Genomic DNA, 16,459 nt, shown 5'->3' with positions numbered 1-16,459 from the left:
CCACGTCATATCCAGCAGCATATCTTGCAGGAATCAAGTGCCCGGCTTTCACGACTCATTACTGCCATAGCTACCAGGGAGGGCTGTGCTGGCATTTATTCACACAATGAGAGCCGAATTCATGTCCCTATCAATCAACCCAATACCCTCTTCTGCATCACTGCCATCGGGAATCGCCTATCCGACACCGAGCACTCAAACGCAGACGCCATCCACAGTCCCGCCCACGGCCAAGACCGGCCAACCCGACGAAACAGCATTGCTCAAGGCCTATCTCGAGGCCGCACAGCGCAAGGTGTTACACGGCAATGCCGGGCTTATAACCGTCCCGCCCCAAAGTACTCTGGGTCAATGGCTTGGGCTGTATCGCACGCTTTTGGAAAACAACGTTGTCCAGAGCTGGCTGCGCGAACAACACGTCGCTGCGGACACCCTGCTTTCAATCAACCCTTCTACCGGTACCTTGTCGGCCGAAGTCGAGGGCAAAACCAAAACCTTTCAACTGTCGGATACATCAGGCTGGGGGCAAATTTCAGGGCCATTGCTGGACGCCGCAAAAGTTATCGCCCCTGGCAATAACGGTGATTTGCGTGTGAGGCTGCGCAAGGACTCCATACAGGTCAGCGCAAAAGTGGTGGCCAACTTTGAAGGCGTTACCCTGCCGCAAACACTGACACAGGCCCGTGCGCAAATCAGGCACCTGGAACATAAAGACACCTTCGACCCTATCCCCGCCGATGACCGCCTGCGCCCTGCCAGCAGCCGCTCGGCACAGGCGCTGCAAGAGCAACAACACAACGCCGCCAAGTACTACAGCACCGCACCACAGGCCTTGGCTTACAAGCGCCTGGCGGTTGACGTCGCCAACAACCTGCCCAATACGCGGGCGGAAGCCAAGAAGTGGGCGGATGACCTGCTGCTCAAACTCACAGGCAAACCTATCGACTCCGACACCGTCTACTTGAATCGCTTCAAAGGCGGCGAAAGCGCGGACACGGCGACCGGTTGGGAACACACATTCCAGGAGCCCTGGTCTTCGCTGCGCTTGCCCGACGCCCTGCTGAAAAACTTCTCCGAGCACGACTGGGTGCCTGGCAACCTGGACCTGGACGCGGGTTTGTATACCCAGCCTGCTGGGCAAAGCGAAAAAGGCGGCTACGGCAAACACAATCAAATCGACCTCAAGCCGTCCCAAGTGATGCACGAAAGCTGGAAAACCGACTTTCAGACCCAGATGACCCAGAAATTCGACGCGTTCTGGAGCGCGCATACCGATGACTACCAGACGGTAATCAAGGGCGAGTTCGTTTCCCAGGCCCGGGAACAACTGAAGAGCGCCGAAGCCGGGTCATCTGCTGAGCGAGCCTTACAAGCCCGCGAACATCAGTTCACCCGTGGCGACTACAGCCTGGTAATGGCGGCGGCGAACAATATTCCACTCGACGAAAACACCCCCCTGAGCCTTGAACAGCTAAAGGCTAAAGCGCCAGTAAACAGCACCCCCCAAGTGCATGCCCTTGATATCCACGGCTTTAAATCCAGCGACATTCTTCGATTCAGCAACGACGACGCTGGCCGGCAAGTGCTTTACATACCTGGAGCCAAACCGGCATTTCTGCGCTTCGACTCCTTGGACAAGCTCAATCAATGGGTGATTGACCAGACCAAGGACCCGAAAAAAAGCCAGTCGCTGCTCGCGCACTTCTCGTTGGCTGATCGTCAGAACCGTAAGCCTAGCGTTTTCATACAACTGGCAAGCGGGGCTGTACCGGGCGGGGGCTTTACGGGTATTGGCGACACGCAAGATGGCCTGGACGCCCTCTTCAAGAAAATGGCCGCCGGCGATCTGAAAACACCGGTGAATAAAAGCAGTCAGTCAAAAATCGAGGGGGACGTGTTTTCCACCCTGGCAACCGCTGCCAAGCAACGCATGACGAGTGATACCGACGTTGTCGTCAAATCCAACAGCGAAGTGACGCGGGACACCTGGCTCAATGACATTACCGTGGCCGCGGGGTTACTGGCCAAGCTTGCCCCCATCGCGGCACCGGTCACCGGCGCCGCAGTAATTGCCGGGTTGACCGAACTGGGGTTGGGGTTCGAACAATCCGCGTCCGGAGACACCGAGGCGGAACGCGACAACGGGGCCTCCCGAGCACTCGATGGTGTGCTGAACACATTATTCTCCATGGGGGCCAGTACCGTCCCTGAAGATCCTTTTGCGCTGCCACCGGAGAAAGAACTGCCGGTGAGTGACCCGCTTGCTCAACCACACATCACCGAAATAGAAGAACCAAAACCCGGCCCATCCAGCGGTACTCAGGTGGTCAACGAAGCTGGGGCTGCGGCGCCAAAATCCCGCCCCCTACTGCCGATGGCGCCCTATGCCGTCCCCGAGGGTGAACAGTTGATAAAGGACGCGCCCCGCGACGCGCTGGGTGTCTACCGCATAACCGACAGCCAGGGAGCACTGCGCCAATTCGTGCGCCTTACCGATGAGACGGGAACGAGCAAGGTATTTGAGATATCGGGGCGTTACCGCACCGGCGATATGTTTGCCAGAGTCATCAACCCTGATAACGGCGCGGGGCTGATGGTCATTACACCCGGACGTGATGGAGAGTGGGCCCGTGCGCCGGGCGATGGCGGGGTGAAATTGCCGTGGCCGTGGCCACGCTCTGAGTCCCCGACACCCAGTGACGATATAAAAACGCCTACACAGGTATCGGATAACTTTATTGAGTTAAACGGTACCAAAATGAAAGGCGCTGACATATTCGACAAATATTTCAACGTTGAAGAGCAAGCGAACTATAAATATGGCGTCAGCTTCGAGGAAGACAACGGTGTTTTAAAAAATCGCCCTGTTTTTTCTTGGACAGCCGACAGCGGGGATTTCACCGTATCCGCATCGGAAAGAGCCTCCTCATCCCCGTTCGGTACCAGCAATTACTCCGACCAATTTGCCAAAGACATCGACCGAGACCCTTACACAATAAGACGCCCTGGCGTGGCGGACGTTGAGATCGACATACCCCGGCAGATGGAAGGAATGAATATCCCAAATGGCTTGGAAGAATCGATCCGCGAAAATCTTATACGGGACGGGATCGATAAATTTGAGCACATCGTGCCCGATCCCGACATGCGAGCGGCAATTTCAGAGGTTGCTCATCAAGGCTCTTCCGCTTCTGTGTGGTTTGAATTGCAGCCTCCCCGAGTGAAGCCCGGCTTTAGCAGCAACGTTGGCAAAAGGCGGTACGTCATCGATTACAACCCTTTAAAAAATGAGACAGAGGTCACCATAACCACCCAATGGCACCTGAAATCTGAGGTTAGAGGTGAGTCCACCCCCGCCGATGACGTGAACATAACAGCCACTCGAACTTTCACCCTTCGTGAAAGTAATGAAATAGATGGCCAGCCCGTTACAATCGACAAATCGGCTCCCATCCGGATAGAAGTATCCCCCAGCATAAACGTATCTCCTACCTAAGCCAGCTGAACGGCGGTAACCTCGGTGACCGCCGTTTTCGTTTGGGCAGTTTTAATATGCCCGCCATTTCAGGGGTCTCCATGCAAAGAATCGCCGTCAAGCCACTGCTCCTCGCCGCAAGCCTTGCGGCCTTTATGCCGATGGCCCAGGCCGCCACGACCCTGGTCTACTGCTCCGAAGCCAGCCCCGCCGGCTTCGACCCCAGCCAGTACACCAGTGGCACCGATTTCGATGCCTCCGCCGAAACGGTGTTCAACCGCCTGACCCAGTTCAAGCGCGGTGGCACCGAGGTCGAGCCTGGTCTGGCGACGAGCTGGGATGTTTCGAAGGATGGCCTGACGTACACCTTTCACCTGCGTGAAGGCGTCAAGTTCCACACCACCGACTTCTTCACCCCGACCCGCGATTTCAACGCCGATGACGTGCTGTTCACTTTTAATCGCCTGCTGGATGCCGAGAGCCCGTTTCGCAAGGCCTACCCATCCGAGTCGCCCTACTTCACCGACATGGGCCTGAACACCACGATCAAGAGCGTCGAACAACTCGACGAGCATAGCGTGCGATTCAACCTGAACACGGTCGATGCTGCGTTCGTGCAAAACCTGGCCATGAGTTTCGCCTCGGTGCAATCGGCCGAATACGCCGCCCAACTGCTGAAAGAGGGCAAGGCCGAGCAGATCAACCAGCAACCGGTCGGTACCGGGCCGTTTGTGTTCAAGCGCTATCAGAAAGACTCGCAGATCCGCTACGTGGCCAATAAACAGTATTGGAAGCCCGAGGACGTGAAGCTCGACAACCTGGTGTTCGCCATCACGCCCGATGCTGCCGCACGCCTGCAAAAACTCAAGGCCGGCGAATGCCAGGTCAGCGGTTACCCGCGCCCCGCCGATATCGAGGTGATGAAGCAAGACCCCAACCTGCGCGTGCTGCAACAAGCAGGCTTCAACCTGGGCTTTTTGGCCTATAACGTGACTCACCCGCCGCTGGATCAACTCAAGGTTCGCCAGGCCCTGGACATGGCCATCGACAAGCCCGCGATCATCAAGGCCGTGTACCAGGGCGCCGGGCAATTGGCGCAGAACGCACTGCCTCCCGCGCAGTGGTCTTATGACCCGAATATCCAGGACGCCCCCTACGACCCGACCAAGGCACGGTTGCTACTAAAAGAAGCAGGGGTTGCACCAGGTACCACCATCAACCTGTGGGCAATGACCGTGCAACGCGCCTCGAACCCGAATGCGCGGATGTCTGCACAAATGATTCAACAGGATTGGGCCAAGGTCGGCATCAAGGCCAACATCGTCAGCTATGAGTGGGGCGAATACATCAAGCGCGCCAAAAACGGCGAACACGATGCAATGATTTATGGCTGGACCGGCGACAACGGCGACCCCGATAACTGGTTGGGCGTGCTCTACAGTTGTGCCGCAGTCAAGGGCAGCAACTACGCCAAATGGTGTAACCCGGCCTACGACAAGCTGGTGCAGCAGGCCAAGGTCAGCAGCGACCGCGAGCAGCGCATCAAGTGGTATCAACAGGCACAGAAAATCCTTAAGGAACAAGTACCTATAACGCCTATTGCGAACTCGACGGTTTTCCAGCCTATGCGCAAGCAAGTGCAGGACTTCAAGATCAGCCCGTTTGGGCTAACACCGTTCTACGGTGTGGGTCTAGATAAGTAACAGCTGCGCCCCAACCGAGTGCGCTAGACGCCTCGGCTGGGCTTTTTTGGTGCGCCATTTGCACCGAAAAAACCCTCCAAATAAGCACTTTTGTGTCGAAACTTTCATAATTGCGACATTCCTGTACGTTCGTACCACAGTTTTCCCTTTGCAACCGCTCTGCATCTTGCATTGGGTATGGCGCCTGCATAAGTATCCGCAGGCCGACTCACGAGGTCGCCCTCACCACCAAAAATGACAACAAATCATGAGGCCAACATGCTTAAACACGCAGTCCTTCCGTTATTAGTGAGCGCTGGCCTTATGGCCGCAGCCCCCGTAGCCCTTGCGGCAACTAACCTGGTGTTCTGCTCCGAAGGGAGCCCGGCCGGTTTTGATCCAGGCCAGTACACCACCGGAACAGACTTCGATGCCTCGGCCGAAACCATGTTCAACCGCCTGAGCCAGTTCGAACGTGGCGGCACCGCCGTGGTTCCTGGCCTGGCCACCAGCTGGGATGTGTCCCCGGATGGCCTGACGTACACCTTCCACCTTCGCGAAGGCGTCAAGTTCCATACCACCCCGTACTTCAAGCCTACTCGTGAATTCTCGGCTGACGACGTACTGTTCACCTTCAACCGGATGATCAATAAAGACGATCCATTCCGTAAGGCCTACCCCACCGAGTTCCCGTACTTCACGGACATGGGGATGGACACCAACATCAAGAACATCGAGAAAATCGATGACCACACTGTCAAGTTCACCCTTGGCACCGTGGACGCCGCGTTCATCCAGAACCTGGCCATGAGCTTCGCCTCGATCCAGTCCGCCGAATACGCTGCGCAGCTGTTGAAGGAAGGCAAGCCTGCCGACATCAACCAGAAGCCGGTCGGCACTGGCCCGTTCGTGTTCAAGAGCTACCAGAAAGATTCGAACATTCGCTACACCGGCAACAAGGACTACTGGAAACCTGAAGACGTGAAGATCGATAACCTGATCTTCGCTATCACCACTGACCCGTCGGTGCGTATCCAGAAGCTCAAGAAAAACGAATGCCAGATCACCCTGTTCCCACGTCCGGCCGACCTCAAGGCGCTGGGTGAGGACAAGGACCTGAAACTGCCACACCAGGCCGGTTTCAACCTGGGCTACATCGCCTATAACGTCATGCCAGTACTCAAGGGCCAGACTGCCGCGAACCCGCTGGCCGACCTGCGCGTCCGTGAAGCCCTGGACATGTCGGTAAACAAGCAGCAGATCATCGACTCCGTGTACCAGGGTGCCGGCCAGCTGGCAGTCAACGCCATGCCGCCGACCCAGTGGTCCTATGACACCACCATCAAGGATGCCAAGTACGATCCTGCCAAAGCCAAAGAGCTGCTCAAGGCGGCTGGCGTCAAGGAAGGCACCGAGATCACCCTGTGGGCCATGCCGGTTCAGCGCCCCTACAACCCCAACGCCAAGTTGATGGCCGAGATGCTGCAGAACGACTGGAAACAGATCGGCCTGAAGGTCAACATCGTCAGCTACGAGTGGGGCGAGTACATCAAGCGCTCCAAGGGCGGCGAGAACCAGGCCATGATCATTGGCTGGAGCGGCGACAATGGTGACCCGGACAACTGGCTGAACGTGCTGTTCGGCTGCGACTCGCTGTCGGGCAACAACTTCTCCAAGTGGTGCGACAAGAAATTCGACGGCATCGTGAAAGAAGCCAAGGCCACATCGGATGTCGCCAAACGCACCGAGCTGTATAAGCAGGCGCAACATATCCTCAAAGATGCAGTCCCGATGACACCTATCGCGCACTCGACGGTGTATCAACCCATGCGCAATACCGTACAGGACTTCAAGATCAGCCCGTTTGGCTTGAATTCCTTCTACGGCGTTAGCGTCAGCGGCAAGTAAGGATCAATAACGGCGACGTTTCATAACGTCGCCGTTATTCCATCCGCCTGGACCTTAGGAAACAGACTACGTTTGCAAGCGTTGCCGTCTTACAGCAATGAACTGCGACCCGTGCCTCCGTTGCCTACAAGGTCAGTCAGAATTGACGCATTTACTGCAAGGTCAACGCCCCATAAGGTCGTAGGACAGCAGCGGCATCATTCTGGTGAAGGGCACTTGCTGTGTGTGGGATCAGTGAAGTCTGCCTGGCTGCACGCCAGCAGGAAGGCTCGCTGTTGATAACTACAAACAAGGACGGGGATCGTCATGCGCCATACAACCGTTGTATCCGCTCTGTTTGCCACCAGCCTGCTGGCCGTGGCCACGATGGGCCAAGCCGCCGAAAAGAAGAGCCTGGTGTTCTGCTCCGAAGGCAGCCCGGCAGGGTTTGACACTGCGCAATACACCACCGCCACCGACAACGATGCGGCGGAGCCTTTGTATAACCGTTTGGTGGAGTTCGAAAAAGGCGCCACCGACGTCGTCCCTGGGCTGGCAACCAAGTGGGATATCTCCCCGGATGGCCTGACCTACACCTTCCACCTGCGTGAAGGGGTGAAGTTCCACAGCAACAAGGAATTCAAGCCGACGCGCGACTTCAACGCCGATGACGTGCTGTTCACCTTCAACCGCATGCTTGACCCCGACCATCCGTTTCGCAAGGCCTACCCTACCGAGTTTCCGTACTTCAACGGGATGAGCCTGAACAAGAACATCGCCAAGGTCGAGAAAACAGGCCCGTACACCGTGGTGATGACCCTGAACACGGTCGACGCTGCGTTCGTGCAGAACATCGCCATGAGCTTTGCCGCGATCCTTTCGGCCGAATACGCCGAGCAGTTGCTCAAGCAAGGCCGGCCCAGCGACATCAACCAGAAGCCGATCGGCACTGGCCCGTTCGTGTTCCAGCGTTACCAGAAAGACTCGCAGATCCGCTACGTGGGCAACAAACAGTACTGGGACCCGAGCCGCGTCAAGCTGGACCAGTTGATCTTCGCCATCAACACCGACGCCTCGGTGCGCGTGCAGAAGCTCAAGGCCGGCGAATGCCAGGTAACCCTGCATCCACGCCCCGCCGATGTCGAAGCCCTCAAGGCCGACCCGAACCTGCAACTGCTGACAAAGCCGGGCTTTAACCTCGGCTATATCTCCTACAACGTGCGCCACAAGCCATTCGATCAGCTTGAAGTACGCCAGGCGCTGGACATGGCGGTGAACAAGCAGAGCATCCTCAATGCCGTGTACCAGGGCGCCGGGCAACTGGCGGTCAACGCCATGCCGCCGACGCAATGGTCTTACGACGACAGCATCAAGGACGCCGCCTACAACCCGGAAAAAGCCAAGGAGTTGCTCAAGGCCGCCGGCGTCAAGGAAGGCACCGAGATCACCCTGTGGGCCATGCCGGTACAGCGCCCATATAACCCCAACGCCAAGCTGATGGCCGAGATGCTACAGAACGACTGGGCCAAGATCGGCCTCAAGGTCAAGATCGTCAGCTATGAGTGGGGCGAGTACATCAAGCGCACCAAAAACGGTGAGCACGATGTCAGCCTGATCGGCTGGACCGGCGACAACGGTGACCCGGACAACTGGCTCGGCACCCTCTACAGCTGCGACGCCATCGGCGGGAACAACTACTCCATGTGGTGCGACCCGGCGTACGACAAGCTGATCAAGCAAGCCAAGGTCGTGACCGACCGTGAACAAAGGACTGTTCTGTACAAACAGGCGCAGCAACTGCTCAAGCAGCAGGTGCCGATCACGCCTATCGCCCACTCGACGGTCAACCAGCCGTTAAGCGCCAAAGTCGAAGGCTTCAAGGTAAGCCCCTTCGGCCGCAACGTGTTCTCGGGCGTCAGCATCAACCCATAAGACAATAACCGGATGGCGGGGAGCGAAATCGGCTCCCCGGCAAACGTGCAGGCTTTTGTTGGGAAATTTCCTACGCCAAACGTTTGCAATAGCTTGAACGAGTTCCACACCCAATAGCCGGATCACCCAAAAAGACCGGCATTAAAAAAGAGAACCAAAGGAGCTTCACCCATGAAACTGAGCAGCAAAGCGCTTCTGGCCTTGGCCATCAGCAGCATCACGGCCACCGCCTACGCTGAAACGCAAAGCCAGGACTTCGTTCCTACCACCCTGGCCGGCACCAGCGCCCAAAGCGAGGCCAAAGGCTTTATCGAAGATTTCAGCCTGGGCGGCACCACGCGTAACTGGTACTCCCATGAAAGCAAATACCGTGGGGGCACCTTCTCGTACCAGAAACACGGCCAGACCCTGACCGATCGCAACCGTACCAACTGGGTGCAAGGCACCATCCTCAACGCCAGCTCGGGTTTCACTCAGGGCACCGTTGGGGTCAAGACTGAAGTGGCGGTGTACAACGCCCTGGTACTGGACCGCAGCAAGCGTGATATCAAAGGCGGCTCCAACCGTACCCTGGCCGACTCCAACGGTGACGCCGTCGACCAGTGGAGCAAACTGGGCCTGGCCAACGTGCAATTCCGTGTGTCCAACACCACACTGACCGCCGGCCGTCAGAACTTCAGCAGCGGCATCGTCGACACCATCGGCAACCGTGCCCTGCCTTCCAGCTTCCAGGGTGTGAGCTTCAACAGCGAAGAGTTCAGCAACCTGTCGTTCCAAGGCGGCGTGTTCGACCGCGTTTCCCCACGTAGCGAGCAGAGCCTGTCGAAATTCCGCAGCGAATACGGCAACGGCGCAGAAACCGACAAAGTGTCGACCCTGGGTGTGAACTACCAGCCGCTGAAAAGCCTGAAGACCAGCTTCTTCGCCGCCAACGTGAAGGACTTCTGGAACCAGTACTACTTCGGCGCCACCCACGAGCTGGGCGACGCGCAGCAGTTGGGCCTGACCACCGGCTTCAACTACTACAAGACTGTCGATGAAGGCAAAAAAGAAATGGGGGAAATCGACAACGATACCTTCTCCCTCTCCCTGGGCCTGACTCACCAGGCACACAGCCTGACCTTCGGCTACCAGCAAGTGAACGGTAACGAGTACTTCGACTACCTGCACGAAACCAACGGCATCTACCTGGCCAACTCCCTGACGTCTGACTTCAACGGCCCGAACGAGAAATCCTTCCAGATCGCCTATGCCATCAACATGGCTGAATACGGCGTACCTGGCCTTAAGTTCAACGCCTACTCGGCACGCGGCTGGGGCATCGACGGCACCCACTACACCGGCAACAACGGCCGGGCCAAGTTTGCCTATGACGGCATCCAGTCCCAGGACGGCGAGAAGCACCAGGAATACGGTGTAGGCGCCTCTTACGCGCTGCAGAGCGGCCCACTCAAAGCCACCACCGTGCGCGCAACCTATGTTGAGCACCGTGGCAGCGAGTTCCAGTCCGACGGCAGCATCAAAGAGTTCCGTCTGGTCACCACCATCCCGTTCAACATCCTTTAATTAGTGCCAGGCAGGCGGCGAGCTCAGGACGAGCCCGCCGCCTACGCTTTTCTGGCTCCATCGATTGCAGAGGGCTCTGAATGAAAATGCTCCCACTACAAGCCGCCATGGCCGCTGCGCTGTTGAGCGTGGCGATCGGCGTTTCGGCCAAACCGCTGGTGGTCTGCACCGAAGCCAGCCCGGAAGGTTTCGACCCGGTCCTGTACACCACTGCCGTGACCGCTGACGCCGCCGCTGAAACCATGTTCAACCGCCTGGTGGACTTCAAGCCCGGCACCACGGAAGTGGTGCCCGCCCTGGCCAAAGACCTGCCGGAAATCAGCGCCGATGGCCTGACCTATACGTTCCACCTGCGTGACGACATCAAGTTTCACACCACCGACTATTTCAAACCCACGCGCAACCTGAACGCCGATGATGTGCTTTGGAGCTTCCAGCGTCAGCTGGACCCGAATCACCCGTGGCATAAAAAGTCCCTCGTGGGCTACCCGTATTTCGAAAGCATGGGCTTCAAGGAACTGCTCAAGAGCGTAGAGAAGACCGATGATCACACCGTCGTCTTTACCCTGACCCGCCCAGAAGCTCCGTTCCTGGCCGATCTGGGCATGGCATTCTCTTCAATCCACTCGAAGGAATACGCCGACCAGTTGCTCAAGTCCGGCAAGACCGAAGATCTCAATGCCAAGCCCATCGGCACTGGCCCGTTCATCTTCACCCGTTATCAGAAAGACGCCCAGGCGCGCTTCAAGGCCAACCCGGACTACTTCCGCGGCAAGCCGGCGGTCGACCCGCTGATTCTCGCGATCACCACCGATAACAACGTGCGGCTGCAGAAGCTCAAGGCCAACGAATGTCAGATCGCGCTGTTCCCCAAGCCGGATGACATCCCAAGCATCAAGAAAGATCCGAACCTGAAAGTCGATGAACTGGCGGCGATGACCACCAGCTACACCGCATTGAACACCACGCGCAAATACATGAGCGATGCCCGGGTACGCCACGCGATTAACATCGCGTTCGACAAGGCAGGTTACACCGAAGCCCTGTTCGGCAAAGGCAATGCGGTGGTCGGCACCGGCCCCTACCCACCGACCTTGCTGGGTTTCAGCGAAAAACTGAAGAACCCACCCCGTGACCTGGACAAGGCTCGCGCCCTGCTCAAGGAAGCTGGCGTACCGGAAGGCACCGAATTCACCCTGTTCACCCGCAACGGCGGTGGCCCAACGAACCCCAACCCAATGCTCGGCGCCCAGCGCATGCAGGCGGATCTGGCGCAGGTTGGCCTGAAGGTCAATATCAAAGTCATGGAATGGGGCGAAATGCTCAAGCGGGCTAAAAACGGCGAGCACGACATGGTTTCGGCTGGCTGGGTCGGTGATAACGGCGACCCGGATAACTTCCTCACTCCGAACCTGAGTTGCGATGCGGCGAAAAACGGCGAAAACTACGCACGCTGGTGTAACAAAGAGTTTCAGGACTTGATCGACAAGGCTCGTGCGGAAAAGGAACCGGCCTTACGGGCTGCGCTCTATGAACAAGCACAAGATGTCTTCGAGAAGGACCAGCCATGGCTTCCAATGGCTTACCCGAAACTGTTCACCGCCATGCGCAAGAACGTAGAAGGCTTCACCCAAAGCCCTCTGGGTACAAATAACTTCGCCACCACCCAGGTGAAGTAAATAAGAAAAACGCTCGGCACCGTCGACACTGACGGTGCCGGACCTGCCTAACCGGCTGATTGAGGTACACACCAAGATGTTTAGTTTTATTGCCCGCCGACTGGGGTTATTGATCCCCACGTTCTTCGGCATCACGTTGCTGACCTTTGCGTTGATTCGCATGATTCCAGGCGACCCCGTAGAAGTCATGATGGGCGAGCGACGGGTTGACCCCGAAATGCACGCACAGGCAATGGAGCGCCTTGGCCTTAACAAGCCGCTGTATGCGCAATACCTGGACTATGTCGGCAAGCTCGCCCAGGGCGACCTTGGCGAATCGCTGCGCACCCGCACCAGCGTGTGGACCGAGTTCACCGCCCTCTTCCCCGCGACCCTGGAACTGTCCATGGCCGCGCTGTTGTTCGCCGGTATCCTGGGCCTGTTGGCCGGGGTGATCGCGGCACTCAAGCGAGGATCCCTGTTCGACCATGGGGTGATGGGCATCTCCCTGGCGGGGTATTCGATGCCGATCTTCTGGTGGGGCCTGATCCTGATCATGTTCTTCTCGGTGAGCCTGGGCTGGACCCCGGTTTCCGGGCGTATCGACCTGCTCTACGACATCGAGCCACGCACCGGTTTCATGCTGATCGACACCCTGCTGGCCGACGAGCCGGACGCGTTCTGGGATGCGTTGCACCACCTGATCCTGCCGGCCATCGTGCTCGGCACCATCCCGCTGGCAGTGATCGCGCGCATGACCCGCTCGTCGATGCTCGAAGTGCTGCGTGAGGACTACATCCGTACCGCCAAGGCCAAGGGCCTGTCGCCGGCTCGCGTGGTGTTCGTGCACGGCCTGCGCAACGCGCTGATCCCGGTGCTCACCGTGGTCGGCCTGCAAGTCGGCACGCTGCTGGCCGGTGCGGTACTGACCGAAACCATCTTCTCGTGGCCCGGCATCGGCAAATGGCTGATCGAAGCCATTGGCGCGCGGGACTACCCGGTGGTGCAAAACGGCATTCTGCTGATCGCCTGCCTGGTGATCCTGGTGAACTTCGTGGTGGATATCCTCTACGGCTTCGCCAACCCACGCATCCGTCACCAGCGCTGAGATCATGACCATGACCACACCTACTCAAGTGTCAGCAGTCGATCAGAGCCTGCTGTACCCGTCCCCGTACAAAGAATTCTGGCAAGCCTTCTCCAAGAACAAAGGCGCGGTCGCCGGCCTGCTGTTCATGTTGCTGATCGTGTTCTGCGCGATCTTCGCCCCGTGGGTTGCCCCGCATAACCCCAGCGAGCAATACCGCGACTTCCTGCTGACGCCGCCGGCGTGGCTGGAAGGTGGGCAGATGCAGTTCCTGCTGGGCACCGACGAACTGGGCCGTGACTTGCTCTCGCGCCTGATCCAGGGTTCGCGCCTGTCGTTGCTGATCGGTTTGTCGTCGGTGGTGATGTCGCTGATCCCGGGCATCCTGCTGGGCCTGTTCGCCGGGTTCTTCCCGCGCTTGCTCGGCCCGACCATCATGCGCTTGATGGATATCATGCTGGCCCTGCCGTCGCTGCTGCTGGCCGTGGCGATTGTCGCCATCCTCGGCCCTGGCCTGATCAACACCGTGATCGCCATCGCCATCGTGTCGCTGCCGTCCTATGTGCGTCTGACCCGCGCCGCCGTGATGGGCGAACTGAACCGCGACTACGTGACTGCCGCCCGCCTCGCTGGCGCCGGCCTGCCACGTTTGATGTTCATCACCGTGCTGCCTAACTGCATGGCGCCGCTGATCGTACAGGCGACGTTGAGCTTTTCCTCGGCGATTCTCGATGCCGCGGCCCTGGGCTTCCTTGGCCTTGGCGTACAACCGCCAACCCCTGAGTGGGGCACCATGCTGGCCTCGGCCCGTGACTACATCGAACGCGCCTGGTGGGTGGTGAGCCTGCCTGGCTTGACCATTTTGCTCAGCGTGCTGGCAATCAACTTGATGGGTGACGGCCTGCGCGACGCGCTGGACCCGAAACTCAAGAACGCCGCCTGAGGAGATTCCCATGTCACTGTTAGAAATCAAGAATCTCAACGTGCGCTTCGGCGACAAGACCGCCGTGCCGGTGGTCGATGGCCTCGACATTTCGGTCGACAAAGGCGAAGTACTGGCGATCGTTGGCGAGTCGGGCTCGGGTAAATCCGTGACCATGATGGCGCTGATGGGCCTGATCGAGCATCCCGGCATCGTTACCGCCGATGCCCTGAACTTCGACGGCAAGGACATGCTCAAGCTGAGCAACCGCCAGCGCCGCCAGATCGTCGGCAAAGACCTGGCGATGGTGTTCCAGGACCCGATGACCGCGTTGAACCCCAGCTACACCGTGGGTTTCCAGATCGAAGAAGTGCTGCGCCTGCATTTGAAAATGTCCGGCAAACAAGCACGCAAACGCGCCATTGAGCTGTTGGAAAAAGTCGAGATCCCGGGCGCCGCCAGCCGTATGGACGCTTACCCGCATCAACTGTCCGGCGGTATGAGCCAGCGCGTGGCAATCGCCATGGCCATTGCCGGCGAGCCCAAACTGCTGATCGCCGATGAACCGACCACTGCACTGGACGTGACCATCCAGGCGCAGATCATGGAACTGCTGCTGGCCCTGCAAAAAGAGCAGAACATGGGCCTGGTGCTGATCACCCACGACCTCGCGGTAGTGGCTGAAACCGCCCAGCGCGTGTGCGTGATGTACGCCGGCCAAGCCGTGGAAGTCGGCCAGGTGCCGCAGTTGTTCGACATTCCGGCGCACCCGTATAGCGAAGCGCTGCTCAAGGCGATTCCCGAGCACAGCCTGGGTGCCACGCGCCTGGCCACGCTGCCAGGCATCGTGCCGGGTCGCTATGACCGTCCGCAGGGTTGCCTGCTGTCGCCGCGCTGCCCGTACGTGCAGGACTCCTGCCGCGCCCAGCGCCCGGGCCTCGATCCGAAAAGCCACAGCCTTGCCCGCTGCTTCTACCCGCTGAACCAGGAGGTGGCGTAATGGCCGTCGTACTTACCGCCCGGGACCTCACCCGTCACTACGAAGTGTCCCGTGGCCTGTTCAAGGGCCACGCCACCGTGCGTGCCCTTAATGGTGTGTCTTTTGAGCTGGAAGCCGGCAAGACCCTCGCCGTGGTAGGCGAGTCGGGCTGTGGCAAGTCCACCCTGGCCCGTGCCCTGACGCTGATTGAAGAGCCCTCCTCGGGCTCGTTGAAAATCGCCGGGCAAGAAGTGGCCGGCGCCGACAAGGCCCAGCGAAAGCAATTGCGCAAAGACGTGCAGATGGTGTTCCAGAGCCCCTATGCCTCGCTGAACCCACGCCAGAAAGTCGGTGATCAACTGGCCGAACCGCTGCTGATCAACACCAACCTGTCCGCCGCCGAACGCCGCGAGAAAGTGCAGGCGATGATGAAGCAAGTGGGCCTGCGCCCTGAGCATTATCAGCGCTACCCGCACATGTTCTCCGGCGGCCAGCGCCAGCGCATCGCGCTGGCCCGGGCGATGATGCTGCAACCCAAAGTGCTGGTGGCGGACGAACCGACCTCGGCGCTGGACGTGTCGATCCAGGCGCAGGTGCTCAACCTGTTCATGGATTTGCAGCAGGAATTCAACACCGCCTACGTGTTCATTTCCCACAACCTGGCGGTGGTGCAGCATGTTGCCGATGATGTGATGGTGATGTACCTCGGCCGCCCGGTTGAGGTGGGCCCCAAGGAAGACATCTACGCACGCCCCTTGCACCCTTATACCCAGGCGCTGCTGTCGGCCACCCCGACCATTCACCCGGACCCGAGCAAGCCGAAGATCAAGATCGTCGGCGAACTGCCCAACCCGCTGAACCCGCCACCTGGCTGCGCGTTCCACAAGCGCTGCCCGTATGCGACGGAGCGCTGCAGTAGCGAGGAGCCGCTGTTGCGTGCGTTGGATAACCGGCAGGTGGCTTGCCACTACGCGGAGCAATTCGTGGCCTGAAGCAACCCAACCTCCCCTGTGTGGGATCGTTCCCACGCTCTGCGTGGGAACGCCGTCGGCGACGCTCTGCGTCCGCCAGCTCAAGCCTTGCGCAAGAGTGACGCGGAGCGTCACAGGATCCATCCCCACGCAGAGCGTGGGGATGATCTCGTTGCATGAGTTCCATCGCCCTTCCCGCCAGATTGCGCATCAGTCTGGCCGGAGGGGCTTTTTTTTGCGCGGTTGTAACAGAAAACATACCGTTTGAACCCATGCCAAAAGCCCTGAAAACATTGAGCC

General features: G+C 58.7%; 10 protein-coding genes. All 10 read left to right on the top strand.

All coding sequences use genetic code 11. The features are described 5' to 3' along the window. The first annotated feature begins 121 nt into the window (after positions 1–121). The 10 genes from V8689_RS04545 to V8689_RS04500 all read left to right on the top strand — a co-directional run bounded on the left by V8689_RS04545 (position 122) and on the right by V8689_RS04500 (position 16,180). Complete coding sequence (locus V8689_RS04545; RefSeq protein WP_434520686.1) at positions 122–3,496, top strand: dermonecrotic toxin domain-containing protein; 3,375 nt, start codon at positions 122–124, stop codon at positions 3,494–3,496. 80 nt (positions 3,497–3,576) lie between these two features. Then, entirely contained in the window at positions 3,577–5,178 is a 1,602-nt protein-coding gene (locus V8689_RS04540) for an ABC transporter substrate-binding protein (protein WP_056789583.1), read from the top strand. Positions 5,179–5,436: 258 nt separating this feature from the next. Continuing rightward, the gene (locus V8689_RS04535; RefSeq protein ID WP_034126282.1) at positions 5,437–7,065 is read left to right on the top strand and encodes an ABC transporter substrate-binding protein; all 1,629 of its coding nucleotides are present in this window, start codon (positions 5,437–5,439) and stop codon (positions 7,063–7,065) included. Positions 7,066–7,431: 366 nt separating this feature from the next. Then, positions 7,432–8,976: an ABC transporter substrate-binding protein gene (locus tag V8689_RS04530; RefSeq protein WP_370874668.1), complete on the top strand. Its 1,545-nt coding sequence runs from the start codon at positions 7,432–7,434 to the stop codon at positions 8,974–8,976. A gap of 171 nt (positions 8,977–9,147) precedes the next feature. Next, on the top strand, positions 9,148–10,542 hold the full coding sequence (locus V8689_RS04525) for an OprD family outer membrane porin (protein WP_003188488.1): 1,395 nt from the start codon (positions 9,148–9,150) through the stop codon (positions 10,540–10,542). 80 nt (positions 10,543–10,622) lie between these two features. Beyond that, a complete protein-coding gene (locus V8689_RS04520; protein WP_056789580.1) occupies positions 10,623–12,221 on the top strand; it encodes an ABC transporter substrate-binding protein in 1,599 nt (532 codons plus the stop codon). 76 nt (positions 12,222–12,297) lie between these two features. After that, positions 12,298–13,308 (top strand): ABC transporter permease subunit, encoded by a 1,011-nt coding sequence (locus V8689_RS04515; protein WP_003171721.1) that lies wholly within the window; start codon positions 12,298–12,300, stop codon positions 13,306–13,308. Between the two features lie 10 nt (positions 13,309–13,318). Then, complete coding sequence (locus tag V8689_RS04510; RefSeq protein WP_003188486.1) at positions 13,319–14,230, top strand: ABC transporter permease subunit; 912 nt, start codon at positions 13,319–13,321, stop codon at positions 14,228–14,230. A 10-nt stretch (positions 14,231–14,240) separates the two neighbouring features. Then, positions 14,241–15,209 (top strand): ABC transporter ATP-binding protein, encoded by a 969-nt coding sequence (locus tag V8689_RS04505; protein ID WP_034126279.1) that lies wholly within the window; start codon positions 14,241–14,243, stop codon positions 15,207–15,209. Continuing rightward, entirely contained in the window at positions 15,209–16,180 is a 972-nt protein-coding gene (locus V8689_RS04500) for a peptide ABC transporter ATP-binding protein (RefSeq protein ID WP_056789577.1), read from the top strand. The genes V8689_RS04505 and V8689_RS04500 overlap by 1 nt, the downstream gene beginning before the upstream one ends. Positions 16,181–16,459: the final 279 nt, after the last annotated feature.

The sequence above is a fragment of the Pseudomonas sp. AK181 genome, assembly GCF_051122975.1.
In the GTDB taxonomy this organism is placed as follows: Bacteria; Pseudomonadota; Gammaproteobacteria; order Pseudomonadales; family Pseudomonadaceae; genus Aquipseudomonas; species Aquipseudomonas lactis.
Note: the sequence above shows the minus strand (reverse complement) of the source record. Positions and strands in the feature narration are given on the sequence as shown.

Coding starts and splice junctions, on each gene's coding strand:
- V8689_RS04535 (WP_034126282.1), top strand. CDS start 5,437: ATGCTTAAACACGCAGTCCTTCCGTTATTAGTGAGCGCTGGCCTTATG.
- V8689_RS04510 (WP_003188486.1), top strand. CDS start 13,319: ATGACCACACCTACTCAAGTGTCAGCAGTCGATCAGAGCCTGCTGTAC.
- V8689_RS04530 (WP_370874668.1), top strand. CDS start 7,432: ATGGGCCAAGCCGCCGAAAAGAAGAGCCTGGTGTTCTGCTCCGAAGGC.
- V8689_RS04500 (WP_056789577.1), top strand. CDS start 15,209: ATGGCCGTCGTACTTACCGCCCGGGACCTCACCCGTCACTACGAAGTG.
- V8689_RS04545 (WP_434520686.1), top strand. CDS start 122: ATGTCCCTATCAATCAACCCAATACCCTCTTCTGCATCACTGCCATCG.
- V8689_RS04515 (WP_003171721.1), top strand. CDS start 12,298: ATGTTTAGTTTTATTGCCCGCCGACTGGGGTTATTGATCCCCACGTTC.
- V8689_RS04525 (WP_003188488.1), top strand. CDS start 9,148: ATGAAACTGAGCAGCAAAGCGCTTCTGGCCTTGGCCATCAGCAGCATC.
- V8689_RS04505 (WP_034126279.1), top strand. CDS start 14,241: ATGTCACTGTTAGAAATCAAGAATCTCAACGTGCGCTTCGGCGACAAG.
- V8689_RS04520 (WP_056789580.1), top strand. CDS start 10,623: ATGAAAATGCTCCCACTACAAGCCGCCATGGCCGCTGCGCTGTTGAGC.
- V8689_RS04540 (WP_056789583.1), top strand. CDS start 3,577: ATGCAAAGAATCGCCGTCAAGCCACTGCTCCTCGCCGCAAGCCTTGCG.